This is a genomic window from Shewanella mytili, assembly GCF_046765975.1.
GTDB classification, from domain to species: domain Bacteria; phylum Pseudomonadota; class Gammaproteobacteria; order Enterobacterales; family Shewanellaceae; genus Shewanella; species Shewanella mytili.
In genome coordinates this window covers 103,752-118,592 of record NZ_JBKOUD010000007.1, presented here as the reverse complement: position 1 = coordinate 118,592, position 14,841 = coordinate 103,752, and the positions used below count along the sequence as shown (strand labels likewise).

At 54.6% G+C, this 14,841-nt stretch carries 13 protein-coding genes; 3 read left to right on the top strand and 10 right to left on the bottom strand.

Features of this window, described 5'->3' with window-relative positions; genetic code table 11:
- Positions 1-67 precede the first annotated feature (67 nt).
- Together ACIDEJ_RS08910 and ACIDEJ_RS08905 are read right to left on the bottom strand one after the other, a co-directional pair.
- On the bottom strand, positions 68-1,057 hold the full coding sequence (locus ACIDEJ_RS08910) for a cytochrome-c peroxidase (RefSeq protein ID WP_411987719.1): 990 nt from the start codon (positions 1,055-1,057) through the stop codon (positions 68-70).
- A gap of 205 nt (positions 1,058-1,262) precedes the next feature.
- Positions 1,263-1,670 (bottom strand): YccF domain-containing protein, encoded by a 408-nt coding sequence (locus ACIDEJ_RS08905; protein ID WP_411987718.1) that lies wholly within the window; start codon positions 1,668-1,670, stop codon positions 1,263-1,265.
- A 252-nt stretch (positions 1,671-1,922) separates the two neighbouring features.
- Between ACIDEJ_RS08905 and ACIDEJ_RS08900 the strand changes: the two genes are divergently transcribed.
- Positions 1,923-2,813, top strand: coding sequence for a pyridoxal-phosphate dependent enzyme (locus ACIDEJ_RS08900; protein ID WP_411987717.1), 891 nt, complete (start codon positions 1,923-1,925; stop codon positions 2,811-2,813).
- 7 nt (positions 2,814-2,820) lie between these two features.
- Here the strand turns inward: ACIDEJ_RS08900 and ACIDEJ_RS08895 are convergent, their stop codons facing one another.
- The 8 genes from ACIDEJ_RS08895 to ACIDEJ_RS08860 all read right to left on the bottom strand — a co-directional run bounded on the left by ACIDEJ_RS08895 (position 2,821) and on the right by ACIDEJ_RS08860 (position 10,978).
- The gene (locus tag ACIDEJ_RS08895) at positions 2,821-3,084 is read right to left on the bottom strand and encodes a hypothetical protein (RefSeq protein WP_411987716.1); all 264 of its coding nucleotides are present in this window, start codon (positions 3,082-3,084) and stop codon (positions 2,821-2,823) included.
- 241 nt (positions 3,085-3,325) lie between these two features.
- Positions 3,326-3,499: a hypothetical protein gene (locus ACIDEJ_RS08890; RefSeq protein ID WP_411987715.1), complete on the bottom strand. Its 174-nt coding sequence runs from the start codon at positions 3,497-3,499 to the stop codon at positions 3,326-3,328.
- A 422-nt stretch (positions 3,500-3,921) separates the two neighbouring features.
- Positions 3,922-5,544 carry a BatD family protein gene (locus ACIDEJ_RS08885; RefSeq protein ID WP_411987714.1) on the bottom strand — a complete coding sequence of 541 codons (1,623 nt, stop codon included), beginning with the start codon at positions 5,542-5,544 and terminating at the stop codon, positions 3,922-3,924.
- Positions 5,538-7,583 (bottom strand): vWA domain-containing protein, encoded by a 2,046-nt coding sequence (locus ACIDEJ_RS08880; protein WP_411987713.1) that lies wholly within the window; start codon positions 7,581-7,583, stop codon positions 5,538-5,540. The genes ACIDEJ_RS08885 and ACIDEJ_RS08880 overlap by 7 nt, the downstream gene beginning before the upstream one ends.
- On the bottom strand, positions 7,580-8,560 hold the full coding sequence (locus ACIDEJ_RS08875; RefSeq protein ID WP_411987712.1) for a vWA domain-containing protein: 981 nt from the start codon (positions 8,558-8,560) through the stop codon (positions 7,580-7,582). The genes ACIDEJ_RS08880 and ACIDEJ_RS08875 overlap by 4 nt, the downstream gene beginning before the upstream one ends.
- Positions 8,554-9,084 carry a DUF4381 domain-containing protein gene (locus ACIDEJ_RS08870; RefSeq protein ID WP_411987711.1) on the bottom strand — a complete coding sequence of 177 codons (531 nt, stop codon included), beginning with the start codon at positions 9,082-9,084 and terminating at the stop codon, positions 8,554-8,556. The genes ACIDEJ_RS08875 and ACIDEJ_RS08870 overlap by 7 nt, the downstream gene beginning before the upstream one ends.
- Positions 9,081-10,019 carry a DUF58 domain-containing protein gene (locus tag ACIDEJ_RS08865; RefSeq protein WP_411987759.1) on the bottom strand — a complete coding sequence of 313 codons (939 nt, stop codon included), beginning with the start codon at positions 10,017-10,019 and terminating at the stop codon, positions 9,081-9,083. Before ACIDEJ_RS08865 ends, ACIDEJ_RS08870 begins: the two co-directional genes overlap by 4 nt.
- A 2-nt stretch (positions 10,020-10,021) precedes the next feature.
- Entirely contained in the window at positions 10,022-10,978 is a 957-nt protein-coding gene (locus tag ACIDEJ_RS08860) for an AAA family ATPase (protein ID WP_411987710.1), read from the bottom strand.
- Between the two features lie 328 nt (positions 10,979-11,306).
- Between ACIDEJ_RS08860 and fadI the strand changes: the two genes are divergently transcribed.
- Both fadI and fadJ read left to right on the top strand, forming a co-directional pair.
- Complete coding sequence (gene fadI / locus ACIDEJ_RS08855) at positions 11,307-12,617, top strand: acetyl-CoA C-acyltransferase FadI (protein ID WP_411987709.1); 1,311 nt, start codon at positions 11,307-11,309, stop codon at positions 12,615-12,617.
- A gap of 4 nt (positions 12,618-12,621) precedes the next feature.
- Positions 12,622-14,751, top strand: coding sequence for a fatty acid oxidation complex subunit alpha FadJ (fadJ, locus tag ACIDEJ_RS08850; RefSeq protein ID WP_411987708.1), 2,130 nt, complete (start codon positions 12,622-12,624; stop codon positions 14,749-14,751).
- Positions 14,752-14,841 lie beyond the last annotated feature (90 nt).

Here is a 14,841-nt window from a genome sequence, read left to right as displayed (position 1 = left end):
AATGGGCCAATCAATAAGCCAAGCAAAGGACGCCATATGAATGGCGTCCAAGTGACAGGGGCGTTGGCTAGTTTGCAAACGGCTGTGGTTTGGGCGTTGCAGCCGTTGATGGTGGCAGGATGGGCAGGGTAATTTGTGGTTGCTCCCCGGTGAGTGATTTTAAAAACGCCACCACTTGGGTGGTTTCTTCCGGCGTGAATTTTTGCCCAAGCTGGAGATCTGACATGGTATTTACCGACTCTTCCAGTGACCATACGCTGCCATCGTGGAAATAGGGATATGTCAGCTCAATATTACGCAGGGTGGGAACCTTAAACACCATTTTATCGGCTTCTTTACCGGTAACGCCTTTACGTCCTTCCGCCGGATTATTGGTGTGGAACGGTTTGATAAGGCCCATTTTCATGTACATGGTGCCACCGACAGCCGGTCCATTATGGCAAGCGACACAGCCACGGTTTTTAAAGATGTCGTAACCGGCTTTGGCATCGCTACTGATGGCTTGTTGATCACCGGCCAAGTATTTGTCGAACGGGCTGTTGGGTGTCACCAGGGTTTTTTCAAAGGCGGCAATGGCATCGGTAATATGGTCGATATCAATCTTGTCGCTGCCATATACTTTGCGGAAATGTTCCCGATATGCCGGCATGGAAGCCACGGTTTCAACGGCAAGCTCATGGGTAAAGCCCATCTCTTTGGGATTGGCAATGGGGCCTCCGGCCTGTTCTTGCAAGTCTTTTGCCCGGCCATCCCAGAATTGCGCCAGCATAAAATCCGCATTGAGCACGGTTGGCGCGTTAATCGGCCCCTGTTGCCAGCGATCGCCTATGGAGGTGGGCAGGGCATCCACACCGCCCATGGACAGGTTATGACAGGAGTTGCAGGAGATGAAGCCTGACTTGGACAGCCGAGGTTCGAAATAGAGCATTTTACCCAACGCCACTTTGTCAGGTTCAGTCATCTTTGCCGGGTGAATGATCTCGATGGGTTCAGCAGCGTTGGCCACACCACAGCCCAGTACGGCGGAGATGGCCAGTAATAATGCCGGATATTTCATTTAAGTCCCTCTACAGACCGAGAAAAGTAATCGTCATCATAGTGGGTTAGTGTGAGAGGTAAAAGCCATTCCTGCCATTGGGAACGGCCTTTTATGCTGATCAAGATCAAAAAAATTGCTTATGTTTGCAAGTAGTTGTCATTTGCCACTTACCGGAGGGAAAATCTGCTTCAAGGCAAGTGGCAAGGTGTGGAATATGGCAGGTTCAACGGGCACTGACCACGGTTTTCCCAATCGGTGTCAGGCTCAATAATGCCAGTTTCAAATGCTGGATCCCGAACGGGATGCCGATAACCGTGATGAAACATGCCAATGCATGGGTGATATGGCCGATTGCCAGCCAAATCCCGAAGAGCAGGAACCAAATGATATTGCCAATCATCCCCAGAGCACCGGTACCAACATCCTCCCGACCGAGCAGTTGCTCCCGGCTGACATGTTCCTGACCAAAGGGCCAAAATGCCAGTTCTCCAATCACAAAGCAGGCGCGGCCGAAAGGAATGCCGATGATGCTGATAAAGCACAATAATCCTGCCAGCCACCAGGCAAGCCCCATAACAAAGCCGCCGAGGATGAACCAAGCAATATTAAAAAGTAAACGCAAAACAGCCATATTGTGTTCCCGTGGTAGTGTTCAATACAAATCTTATCTGAGTTATGCGATAACTATGCCACTTTGTAACTAATTGATTTTAGATTAAATAAATTGATTTTTTAGAATGGCATTTCCCATAAATGGGCAAATTCACCAATTAATGGCCTGTTTGCTATTTGCCCCTTTTGGCATGGCATTTACAATGGCGCCTTAGGGCTTTTTCATGTGGTTACAGGGCGGTGAATCGTGCAGCTGGCGCATACTCCGGTAATGTCGTTTACGTTTTCAGGGTTTCATTTTTATCTGAAGCGGGATGACCTGTTACATCCTCAATTTAGTGGCAACAAAGCCCGTAAATTCCGTTATTTCCTGGAGCATGATTTCCCCGGTACCCAAATGCTGGTGGGGTATGGTTCAGCTCAGGCAAATTCGCTGTATTCCATGGCGGCGCTGGCGGCATTAAAAGGCTGGCAGTTACGCTTTTATGTGGATCATCTGCCGCAATGGCTACAGGCGGCACCGGCGGGAAATTATCAGGCGGCACTGGCTTTGGGGGCAGAGGTGATTGCGCTTCCTGCGCAGCTCAGGCAAGGACTCGGCATGGGAGAATATCTGCAGCAACAGATATTACCTTGTCTGCCGGGCGCACTTTTCATACCGGAAGGCGGACGTTGCCAGCAGGCCGAATATGGTGTGCGGCAACTGGCTCAGGAAATCGGCCAATGGGCAACGGGCTCTGGCATTAAAGGTTTGAAGGTGTTTTTACCATCGGGCACTGGTACTACCGCGTTGTATTTGGCCACATATTTTTACGAGCAACAGGCGGATATAGAAGTTCTTACATGTGCGGTGGTCGGCGGTGATGACTATTTGCAGCAGCAGTTTGCCATGTTATCCCAAACGGCAGAATGTTACCCCACGTTACTGACCCCAAAGAAAAAGTACCACTTTGGCAAATTGTATCCAGAGTTTTATCGTATATGGCAGCAACTTTGCCATACGGGCATTGCATTTGAATTGCTTTATGATCCCTTAGGTTGGCTGCTGTTACTGGATTATAAAAAGCGCCACCCACAACAACCCGTGCTGTATTTGCATCAGGGAGGGTTATTGGGCAACGCTTCCATGTTGCCAAGGTATCGGCGCAAGTTTGGTGAGTGATTACCCGTTACAACAATTTGTTTCTCTTAAGGATTTTATGGGTGCGTTGTGCCAGCACCTGCAGGTTTCTAATATCCCGCAGGGTAGGCATTTGCTGGGTTAACATGGACTCCCAGTAACTGGTTTCACTATCCAGCATTTCCAGCATTTTTTTGGAGCAGCCGCGACAATCCCCGGCACAGAGCGTCGTTTCCGGCAGATGAAATGGAATTTGCCGCCGGATCTCCTGGATAAGCAGTGCCATGGCATCGTGGCAGTCAGGTTTGTGCAATTGTAGGCTCGGTGGTTAACAGGAAGTCCAGTATAAAACGCGGTTATTTTTTATGTGAGCCAATTTTTGAAAAATGCGGAATGGTTGGTAATTGCCATTTGGTCAGGCAGTTATCCGAATTCGGATGACAGCCTGAGCCAAATGTAATGTTTGCCCGATTGCCGAACGTGTTTATCGGTCCAATCTGCGTGCTGCATTCGGTAGGTGAGAGGATTATTTACCGAAAGGGCGATAACGCGGTTTATTTGTTGGCGCTGACCAGCCATTTCATGAATGAGATGACTTCACTGCGCTTTGAGAAGGTTCTTTTATTCTTGCCTTTTCTGTCAGTAAAGGCGATAGAATTTTTATTGATGGAAATTGAATCTACAGGGAAGTTTACTGTGATTTCATGTCCGTCTACTTTGTATGACATAGGCCACACTCCTTTTTTACTTTAATCAGCCCTGAGGCTTATACTTTATAACTATAGAATATCCTTAGCTTTTTTAGCAAAAGAACTCATTTTTGCAGAATTACACTGTAATCAGGTTTACGGTAAATATCAAGGGTGCGCCAGTGGTCTGCAGTTGCACGCCATTCCCTTGCATTTTGCGCCATTTCTTGAACGCTGTTACTTCATCACAGGTTTATGACAACAGTATGATAGGGTTGGTTCCACAGCAATAATGTGGGGCAGTTAATAAAAAACAGTTAAAAAATATGCGGTTGCTCCCATAAACCACTTACAGTTTGCCATTGATGGCCCTATGGACATCACGCTGGCTGTTTGCGTTTGCGGTAACGGGTGTTGAGGAATACTGCCCGCCATTGGTGGTTGGCGGGCAGTATTAGGCATTAAGGATTTAACGGTGCCAGTGGCGAGGCTTTAGTGGTGTGTTGTCCCGGCTGCTGGCGTAACTGTTTTAATGCCTGTTGCAACGCCAGATACAAGGGACCGGTGTCAGCAGGTGTGCGGCCATAATGGGCAGCCTGTAACTGGCGAGCAATGGCGGCAAGCGGCGCTGATACCTGTGAAAGTTGCGCCAGCGTGGTATTGCTGCCAGTGATGGCGGACACTTCCTGTAACAGGGCGGTGAGCACCTGTGGTACATGATCCTGTTTGATGGCTGCCGTTAATGACACGCCGGTGGCTGCGGGTTCTGGTACCGGGATGGCATCAAGGTGGCCTACTGCGGCTTTTTTTGCACGTAGCCATAAAAACAGGGTGATTAGCCACAAGGCTGCCAATGCTAGGCTGACATAGGGCCAGAAACCGGCATCAATGTGGGGTTGCACAGCGGACGCGTTAATGGTGGGCAGCGGTGCATTACTGGCCGCTTCCACCGTGATGTGCCGGGCCGGCAGGGTGGCGTATTGCTGTTTTTCCAGATGGGGGTTCCACCAACCCACCTTGATTTCCGGCAAGGTATAACGCCCGGCCTTGGCGGGCACCATGGCAATGGTTTGGCTGAGCTTCGCAACGGTTTGTCCGTCCCGCAGATACGTTTTTCTAAGCGGTTTTTCCGGATAACTGCGAATGTCTGGCGGCAGGGAGAGGCTGAAATCCGGCAAGCTGGTTTCATCTGCATTGGCCGCCAGCAGGGTGATATTGCGGGTAATGGGCTGTCCGGCCGTGTAGTGGGGTTTATCCTGCCAGTCTTCTTGCAGGGTGACCAAATCGGCCACCAGCCAGTTGCCTACGTACTGGGACGGCACCGGTTTAATGGTCACAATGGTGCTGTCGCCCTGGGCCTGTACCGGACGGCTTTCCTGAAAGGAGAACATGCCGCTGCTTGGGGCATTCATCAGTACATCCCCAGAAAAATTGACGCCGCTTATCAGCAACTCGCCCGGGTTATCCGCCACGATGCTGTAGGTGCGTTCAATGACCCGGTAACGCCGGCCATTGACAATGGCACTGCTGTCCTTGTCATCGCCAATCTGTTTTATCTGGGCACCTTCAATATTGGGGGTGGACAATACCCCCCGCTGTAAATCCACCGCCAAGTAGAGCTTGACCTTGTAGGTCAGTAGCTGGCCCACATAGGCTTCATGACTGGAAATGCTGGTTTGCAGGAACAGGTTTTTCATCTGTTGCGGCACGCTTCCGGCCTTGAGCACCTGAAGCTGGATGGGGTTGGATTTGACGCCATTGATTTCAAGGGCGGGGATCTCCACGTCTCCTGCCTGTTTGGGGGAGATCAGAATTTGCCAGCGGGTTTCCTTGCGGGTATCAAAATTGATGATTTGGGTGCTGCGCCCCACACTGGTACGCCCCACAACGAAGTGTTGCAGCAGCGCCGAGGTGTCCAGTGCCTGGCTGGACAGGTCATCATCGGCCACGACGGTCAGTGCCACGTATTCCCCTTGCACCACGGGGTTTTTGTCCACCGATGACTGAAGTTCGGTCAACGCCAGTGCTTTTAGCGGCAAGATTGCCGCCAGCAGCAGCCATAACGAGAAACGAAGTTTTACCACTGTTGTTGTTCCTTGGGTATGTCGCCGCGTTGACGGCGTTTTTGATATTCAAGTTGCATCTTGTTGCGCAGCAGTATGGCCGGATCATCGGTAACCATTTTCAATGCCCGCTCCATGTCAGCAGGGAGCGGTGGTTGCGCTGTTGCACTGGAAGGGGATACGGCACCCTCTGCAGGCGGTGTTGATGCCTGGGCTTGTGCTTGGGCTTGTGCTCGGGCTTGAGCATTAAGAGCCTGCTGGCGGTTTTGCTTGTCTGTGCCAAAGGCATTCTCTTGCTGCACTACAGCCTGCATTTGTGGCGCTGGCGGGGGGGGCGCTGCATCCAATGTCCGGGATTGCCCGGATTGTGAGCCAGATGTGGCAGGCGTTGATGGGTTGTCCGGTGATGAAGATGATGCCTTCGCATCGCTTTGCCGTTTTTCAGCAGGGGCGTTGCTTGCAGGCTTACCGTCGGGCGTGGCATCAGTTGCCGCTTGCCCGTTGTCCTTAGCGCTTGATGTCTCGTCGTTTGGTTTGCCATTTTGCTTGTTTTGCCGGTCACCTTGAGGGGACTGACGGTTTTGCTGATCACCTTTTTGCTGCGGTGATGAGGGGGATTGCTGCGGTTGTGTTGCCCCATCATCCGTTGCATTCTGCTGTTGCTGTTGCTGTTGCTGTTGCTGTTGCTGTTGCTGTTGCTGTTGCTGTTGCTGTAGCAGTTTTTCCGCCAGTTGCTGATTGGCCTTGGCATCGCCGAGCTCGGGGTTTTGTTGCAATGCCGCCTGATAACGTTTGAGCGCCTCCTGATAGCGTCCAAGTTGCATCAGGGCATTGCCTTGATTGAAGGCGCCGTTGGCGGATGCATCTTTGGCAAAGGCCTTGAGGGCGCCCTCATAATCCCCGGCGCGGTAAAGGGCGCTGCCTTGCCAGGCCGGATTGGCAAACTTGTCGGCGGCCTTCGGGTAATCTTGTTGTTTGAATGCCTGCATGCCTTGCTGATCCGCATTGCGCCACAAGTCATCCCAACTGCTGGCTTGTGCCGGGGGCGTTAACAGTGTGCCACACAAGGGCAACACAAGCAGCCAGAGCGGCAAGCCATAACGGAAGGCGGCCAGTGCCGGCAATAGCAGTAACAGTGCCAGATAAGGGCCAAGATCCACCCAGGTGTCGCCGTGAAGCTCTGTGGCTTTGGCCGTATCATCCTGGCTTAGCCAGTGCTGCAACCGGGTAAGGTCGCTACCATCGTTGGCAAACGCAAACATGCGGCCATGGCTGCTTTGGGCCAGCTCATGCAATTGCTGGTATGGCGTTTGCGGCAGCACCAACTGGTTACTGCTGTCACGCAACAGTTGCCCGTCTGGCAGGCGTACCGGTGCCCCTTGCGCCGAGCCCAATGCCAGAATGCCCAGCCGGTAAGCGCTGTCTTTTAAGGTGGCTTTGGCCGCGTTGAACTGCTCGTTGTTAACCCCATCCGTGATCAGTATGATGTCGCCGCTAAGATGCCCCCCTTGGGAGAGCAGGTCTTTGGCCTGACTGAGGGCCGCTGGCAGGTTGGACCCCAATACGGGCATGATTTCCGGGCTCAGGGTGGGCAAAAGGTTCAGCAAGGTGTTGTTATCCCGGGTCAGGGGACTTATCACAAACGCATCCCCCGCGTAAGCGACCAGACCGCTTTCACCGCTTTTCAGCGCCTTTAGCAGATCGGTCACCCGAAATCTTGCCTGGGTCAAACGGTTGGGGGCCAGGTCGGTGGCATACATGGACAGCGACATGTCCATGACAATCACCCGGCCCTCGGTGGAGGCAAATACCGGCAGCGGTTTTTTAAAGAGTGCCGGGCCACTGAGGGCCAGTACCGCAATGAGGCCGCTGGCGGCCAACAAAGGCAATGTTGGCTGACGTTGGGCCTCGCCTTGGCTCACAAGCGCCCCGGCCAGATGGGGGGCAATGTATTTATGCCACTGGGACGGGCTGTGGCGCTGTTTGCGCTTAAACCATAACAGCAGTGCCAGTGGCAGCAATGCCAATAGCCATTCCGGGCGGATGAAATGCAAACTCATGACGACCTCCCCTGAAGGATTGGGCGGGGAATGCCAACACTTAACAGCAGGGCGAGCATGAAGGCCAGCCCCAAGGGCCAGTAGAACAACTCCGCCTGCGGTCGATAGGTGAGGGGCTCCCGGCTTACCGGTTGCAGTTTGTCTATTTCATGATAAATCTGCTCCAGCTCCTCCGGATCCCGGGCGCGGAAATACTGGCCGTGGGTAGTGTCGGCAATGCGTTGCAACTGGGCTTCATCCAAATCTGCTGACGGGTTGACCCGTTCGATGCCAAACAGTGAACGGCGCTCCAGTACATCGGCGCCCACACCCACCGTATAAATGGTTATCTGGCGTTTGGCGGCAATGGCGGCAGCCTGATCCGGTTCAATATTACCGGCATTGTTGGAGCCATCGGTAAGCAGCACCAGTACCCGGTTGCTGTTTTCAAGGTTATCAAAGCGCTTTACTGCCAGGGCGATGGCATCACCAATGGCGGTTTGCTTGCCCACCAGGCCGATTTGCGCTTCGGTGAGATAGCGGGCCACCGAGCGGCGATCCTGGGTCAGCGGTGCTTGCAGGTAAGCTGCGTCGGCAAACAGGATAAGGCCGATGCGATCACCGGCGCGGCGCTCGATGAAATCACTGACCACTTTTTGGATGACGCTGAAGCGATCCACGGTTTTGCCCTCAAGCACCATGTCTTCAATCTGCATGCTGCCGGAGAGATCCACCGCCACCATCAAATCCCGCCCTTGGGTGGGCAGCTCAATGGCATCCCCCAACCACTGGGGGCGCGCCACTGCCAGCAACAGCAACACCCACAACAGCCACTGTGCTAATGGCCGTTGCTGATGGCGGCTGGCCTGGGTTGGAGTATAAGCGCGGATCCCGGGCAGTTGCAGTTGCCCGCCAGACACGGCGGTTTGCACCCGGCGGCGCAGCAACAGGGGTAAGGGCAATAACAGCAGCAACCAGGGCCAGGCAAGGGTTAACATGAGGCAGCCTCCCCCCTGTGGTGGGTGATGGGGGGCTGGCGGTAAAACGCGGGTGCCAGCCGTAACCATTGCTGGCAGAGTCCGGCCAGTTCGGCGTTATGAGGGCCAACGGTTTGCAGCCGGTAACGGTTGGCTAACAAGCGGCCGAATTTCCCCCGCTGCGGGAGTGGCAGCACCTTGTCCAAATACTGATACCAGTCCTCACCGGTAAGGCCGGCCACCTGTGCGCGGTTATCGTAACTGATGGCGCAGCGTTTGAGCAATGCACTGATATGCAACGGATACTCTGGTTGCTGTGGATCAAGTTGTGCCAGTAATGCAAGGGCAGCCTTGGCCGGTGCTTGCTGTTGCTGACGGGCACGGTAGCGGCGGAAACCATACACCCCAAGCATTGCCAGCATGCCCAGCAGCAAAATGGCTAGTGTCCATATTCCCGGTGCTGGCGGCCAGAATCCCACCTCGGGCGGCAGGTGAATATCTTTCAGGGTACTAAGCGCCGGGTTGGCAGTGGCGGTTGACATCATCGTAGCAAATTCAGTTGTTGATTAAGGTTTTGTCCGGCATCCAGTTGGCGTTGGGGAATATTCAGCGACTGCATCATCTGCTGAAACTGCACCAGACCCTGTTGCTGGCGTAACAGCCAAGCATCGTAACTGTGGCGATCCAGCAGCAAGGCTTGCCCTTGATCCCGTACCGGCAATGAAAAACGTTTGGGCAGTGGCAGGGTACCTTGGCGCAACGGGTCGGTGATCACAAAGGCTGACAGGGCGCTGTGACGGCTCAGCTCCGATAACGGCTGGCGGCACTCATCGGTAAAACCGCTGCCGTCAGTGATGATATGGATTTGGGAGCCCGGTTTTGCCAGTCGCGCCAATTGCCGACAACTGTGTGCCATCAGCCCTTCGTCACTGCCACTGGCTTGGGGCAGTGTCTGCAACTGGTGTTTATGTACCGCGCTCAGTGCCGAAATCAATGCCAGAATCCCTTGCTCCCGGGCGCGCGGTTTCAGCTCCCGGCGTTTGTGGTCGCTGACAATCAGCGCCCCCAGCCGGTCTCCCTGTTCAATGGCCTGCCAGCCCAGGGTGGCCGCCAGATGTGCCGCTTGCACCGCTTGCAATAACAAGGTGGAGCCAAAGTACAAGCTGTGTTTCAAATCCACCAGCAGCAGTACCGGCCGCTCGCGCTCTTCCATGAACAGTTTGGTATGGGCCTTGCCGGTACGGGCGGTTACCCGCCAGTCGATGGTGCGTACGTCATCCCCGTGCTGGTAATGGCGCACTTCGGCAAATTCCATGCCCCGGCCCTTGATTGAGCTGCGGCGGTTGCCAGCCATGGCGGCACGAGCCCGTATCTGACGATGGGGCAAGGCGCGGGCAAGGTTGCGACAGGCCAGCAGCTCGGCTTCACTGAGGTTCACCCCATCGGCAAATAACGGCAGGGCAGCGGGTGATGGCACCATCATTAGGGCACTGCCACCTGGCTGAGAATATGCGCAATCACTTGCTCGCGGCTGACACCTTCTGCCTGAGCCTGATAACTCAGCAACAAGCGGTGGCGCAATACATTGGGCAGGACTGCCTGAATGTCTTCCGGTGCCACAAAATCCCGCTCATGCAGCCAGGCGCGGGCGCGGGCACAGCGCTCCAGCGATTGGGTGGCACGGGGGCTTACGCCGTATTCCAGCCATTTTGCCAGCTCATCGCTGTAACGTTCAGCCTGGCGGGTTGCCATGATAAGCTCCACCATGTAGCGCTCCAGTGGTTCGGCCAGATAAATCTCCAACGCCTGGGCCCTTGCCTTGAAGATGTCATCTTGGGAAATCGGTGTCATCTGCTCCATGCTGCGGCTTTTGGCCTCGTGACGGGACAGCCGTAAGATTTCCAGCTCGGTGTCTGCCCCGGGATAATCCAGGTTAAGATGCATCAAAAAGCGGTCAAGCTGCGCTTCTGGCAGCGGGTAGGTGCCTTCGTTTTCCAGCGGGTTCTGGGTGGCCATGACCAAAAACAGCGGCGGCAGTTTGTAAGAGTGTTTGCCCACGGTAACCTGGCCTTCGGCCATGGCTTCCAGCAGTGCCGATTGCACTTTGGCCGGAGCCCGGTTGATTTCATCCGCCAAAATGAGGTTGTGAAAAATCGGCCCGGCTTCAAATTCAAAGGTGCCGGTCTGGGCACGGTAAATGTCGGTACCGGTGAGATCGGCAGGTAACAGGTCCGGCGTGAACTGAATACGATGAAAATCCCCCTGGATGCCGTCACACAACGCCTTTACCGCCCGGGTTTTTGCCAGCCCCGGCGGGCCTTCCACCAGTAAGTGACCATCGGCAATCAGTGCCAGCAGCAGGTTTTCGGTTAATGTGGGCTGACCAACAATGACGTGGTCAAGATAGGTTCTTAATGCGTGAAAACGACTTAACGGCATAGGATGTCTCTTGTCATGCTCGTGCAGCGCAGGCTGCGGCTATTGCTGTCATTGTGCAGAATATTACGGGTCGATTGAAGTACAAAATCCCCCGAATGAAAAGTTAATTTTTCTTTAGACTATGACGCTTGTCCTGTAATGGGATTGACCGGCGTGACGGAAAACGGCGGAAATTTCTGCAGCTAAAATCCAAACAAGTGTTTAAAACCTGAAAAGAAGAAGTTAGAATCGGATCACATTTTAATGGTCAGACCTGTTGGGTGTGTCTGGCGTGGGGAATGCACAATGCAATCTGTGGTCATGGACCCGAATATGATGAGGATAACAGATGAGTGACAGACAGCAGGTAACCAATGCCAAAGGTGAACGTATTGCCATTGTGGCAGGACTGCGCACACCATTTGCCCGGCAGGCGACGGCTTTTCACGGCATACCCGCAGTGGATTTGGGGAAAATGGTGGTGGCCGAGTTGCTGCAGCGCACCGAACTGCCCCCGGCAATGGTGCAACAACTGGTGTATGGCCAGGTGGTACAGATGCCGGCTGCTCCCAATATTGCCAGGGAAATTGTATTGGGTACCGGCATGCCGGTAACCACCGATGCCTACAGTGTCACCCGTGCTTGCGCCACCAGTTTTCAGAGTACCGTCAATGTGGCCGAAGCCATCATGACCGGTAATATTGATATTGGCATTGCCGGCGGCGCTGACACCTCATCCGTATTGCCCATCGGGGTGTCCAGAAAATTGGCCATTGCGCTGGTGGATTTGGGCAAGGCTCGCAGCCTGAAACAGAAATGGCAGGTGCTAAGCCGCATCCGCCCCAAGGACCTGTTGCCCGTGCCGCCGGCCGTGGCGGAATATTCCACCGGCATTTCCATGGGGCAGACCGCGGAGCAGATGGCCAAAAGTTATCATATCAGCCGTGCCGATCAGGATGCACTGGCCCATCGCTCCCATACTCTGGCCAGCCAGAGCTGGCGTGAGGGCAAGCTCAAAGAGGAGGTGATGGTGGCTCATGTGCCGCCCTATGATCGCTTCATCGCGCAGGATAACAATATCCGGGAAAACTCCTCTTTGGACACTTACGCCAAACTTAAACCGGTATTTGACCGCAAACATGGCACGGTGACCGCCGCCACCAGTACGCCGCTGACCGATGGCGCTTCGGCGGTGTTGCTGATGAGCGAAGGCAAGGCCAAAGCGCTGGGTTATCAGCCCATTGGCTACCTCAAAAGCTATGCTTTCAGCGCCATTGACGTGTGGCAGGACATGTTGATGGGGCCATCTTACGCCACGCCGCTGGCGTTGAAGCGGGCTGGCATGCAGCTGGAAGATCTGGATCTGATTGAGATGCACGAGGCCTTTGCCGCCCAGACGTTGGCCAATATGCAGATGTTTGCCTCGAAAAAATTTGCCGAGGAAAAACTGGGGCTGAGCCGTGCCATTGGCGAAATCCACATGGATAAATTCAATGTGCTGGGAGGCTCTCTGGCCTATGGTCATCCGTTTGCGGCCACCGGTACACGCCTCATCACACAGGTTTGTCATGAACTGAAACGTCGCGGTGGCGGTACGGCACTGACCACCGCTTGCGCTGCAGGTGGCCTTGGCGCTGCCATGATTCTGGAAGTGGAGTAACGCCATGGATATCACTGAAAAAAGTTTTAGCTTAAGCCGCCGGGATGACGGCATTGCCCTGCTGACCATGGATGTGCCCGGTGAAACCATGAACACCTTGCGGGCCGAGTTCGTACCGCAGATGACCGAACTGCTGACACAGATTCGCAACGACAACAGTATCAAAGGGCTGGTGCTGATTTCCGGCAAAGCGGACTCGTTTGTGGCCGGAGCGGACATTGCCATGCTTGATGCCTGCGACACCCAGGATAAAGCCTGTGAATTGTCGGCCGCCGGGCATCAGGTTTTTGGCGCATTGGAAAACTTGGAGATCCCGGTGGTGGCCGCCATTCATGGCGCCTGCCTTGGCGGCGGTTTGGAGTTGGCGCTGGCCTGCCATAAACGGGTGTGCAGCGATAATGCCAAAACCCTGCTGGGACTGCCGGAAGTCCAACTGGGATTGCTGCCGGGTAGCGGCGGCACCCAACGTTTGCCACGCCTGGTGGGCATTGCCAAAGCGCTGGACATGATGCTGACCGGCAAGCAGCTGCGTCCCAAGCAAGCACTGAAAATGGGGCTGGTGGATGATGTGGTGCCGCAAACCATTTTGCTGGAGGCCGCCATCAAGCTGGTGCACAGCGGTAAAAAACGCCCCAAACGCAAACTGAGCCTGATGGAAATGGCATTGGAGCGCACCCATTTCGGGCGCAACATCCTGTTTGATCAGGCGCTGAAACAGGTAGAGCGCAAAACCCAAGGCAATTATCCGGCGCCGCCGAAAATCATTGATTGCGTCCGCATTGGCGCCGATGAAGGCATGGCTGCCGGGCTTGCCACCGAGTCCCGTTATTTTGGCGAGCTGGTCATGACCAGCGAGTCTGCCGCGCTGCGGTCAATTTTCTTTGCCACCACCGACATGAAAAAGGAAACCGGCGCTGCCGGTGCAAAGCCACGGGCTCTGCAAAAAGCCGTGGTGCTGGGCGGCGGTTTGATGGGCGGCGGCATTGCAGCGGTCACCATCAGCAAGGCCAAACTGCCGGTACGGGTAAAGGATATCAGCGAAAAAGGCCTGTCCAATGCCCTGGCTTATGCCTATAAGCTACTGGATAAAAGTGTGCAGCGCCGGCACATGAGCGCTGCCCAGCGGGATAACGTCATGGCCCTGATGAGCACTACTACCGAATATAACGGCGTGCATGATGCCGATATCGTGGTGGAGGCGGTATTTGAAGATCTCAAGCTCAAGCATCAAATGGTGCAGGACATTGAGCGTGAATGCAGTGAGCATACGGTGTTTGCCTCCAACACCTCCTCCTTGCCCATCAGCCAGATTGCCGCAGTGGCTGCCCGCCCTGAAAACGTGATTGGTTTGCACTATTTCTCGCCGGTGGAAAAAATGCCGCTGGTGGAAGTGATTGCCCATGAGAAAACCTCACCCCAAACCATTGCCACCACCGTGGCCTTTGCCCGCAAACAGGGCAAAACCCCGATAGTGGTCAAAGACGGCGCCGGATTTTATGTCAATCGCATTTTGGCACTGTACATGAACGAAGCCGCCCAGCTGCTGCTGGAAGGGCAGGGCGTGGAGCCGCTGGACAAGGCGCTGGTGAAATTCGGTTTCCCGGTAGGCCCTATCACCTTGCTGGATGAGGTGGGCATTGATGTGGGCGCCAAGATTTCGCCCATTTTGCAACAGGAGCTTGGCGAGCGTTTTTGCGCGCCTGCCGCTTTTGACAAGCTGCTGCAGGATGACCGCAAAGGGCGCAAGAATGGCAAGGGGTTTTATCTGTACGGCAAAAAGAAAGCCAAGAAAAAACAGGTGGACACTTCCGTTTACAAAGTGCTTGGCATTACGCCGGGCGTGGCAGCTGAAAATGCCCAGTTGGCTCAGCGCTGCGTGGTGCAAATGCTCAATGAGGCGGTGCGTTGCCTGGATGAAGGCATTATCAGCAGCGCCCGTGATGGTGATATCGGCGCCATTTTCGGCATCGGTTTCCCACCATTTCTGGGGGGGCCGTTCCGTTATATCGATACCCTCGGGGCCGCCCAGCTGGTGAGCCTGTTGCAAGGTTACCAGCAGCGCTTTGGTGAGCGTTTTGCCCCCTGTGAACGCCTGATAACCATGGCGGCCAATCATCAGCGGTTCTACGACTGAGCATTACCTTGGCTGACAAACGCCCGCATTAGCGGGCGTTTTTACTACAATAGCCGAAAAATTCCCGGGACGGTTTGCAGTCTGTCCAAA